This is a genomic window from Oleiphilus sp. HI0079 (genome assembly GCF_001635105.1).
On record NZ_LWFT01001276.1, the window covers coordinates 1 to 644 of the forward strand.

2 protein-coding genes are annotated in these 644 nt (G+C 44.6%); both read left to right on the forward strand.

Features of this window, described 5'->3' with window-relative positions; translation table 11 throughout:
* Window positions 1-187: hypothetical protein (locus A3750_RS27040; RefSeq protein ID WP_231871922.1), on the forward strand; the 187-nt coding region annotated here is incomplete at its 5' end.
* Between the two features lie 252 nt (window positions 188-439).
* A partial coding sequence (locus A3750_RS25145; protein WP_156498844.1) for a DUF3391 domain-containing protein occupies window positions 440-644 on the forward strand: 205 nt, incomplete at its 3' end.

The window sequence follows — 644 nt, forward strand, 5'->3', positions numbered from 1 at the left end:
CTCCGAAAAACGAAACAATCAATCCAAGGCTTGGCTAGAGACTCTCATCGAGCAAGAATTAAAGCGCATGTTCGAAGAGCACCCCTCGGTAAAAGAGCACCTTGCTGAACAACAAAAGGCCGTTATAGTCGGTCAAAGTACGCCGTTTGAGGCCGCCCAACATCTTTTAAGGCTGTTCAGTTCCTAAGTGCCCTCTTTCCCGCACTTAGAGCGTTGCGAAGTTCTCTTCAAAGAACTAAATTTTTCACGCAACCCCCATCCTCCAAACCGATAGTTTTTTTAAGCCGTTCTCATTTCATTGAGCATAAGAAGCGTTTTTTTAGACGGCTGAAATTTATTGAACTAATCTTAAAGTTCCAAGATCGTTAAATTTTTAGGTGCTAACGAGAGCTTTAGAGGCTTACGTGCGCGGTTTTACCAAGGTCTTTAAGAAAGAATAATGTCATCGAGCCATATCAACAAGCCTAGCCCTCTCGACAAGACGAGCAAGACAGAGGTCAAAGTTCCGGTAGAAGTTCTTGAAATCGGTATGTATGTTTCCAATCCTGATCGCCCATGGACGGAGCTTCCCGTGCTCCTGCAAGGCTTTAGGATCAGCTCCATCGATGACATCACCATGTTTCAAACCCATTGCAGCCATGTAT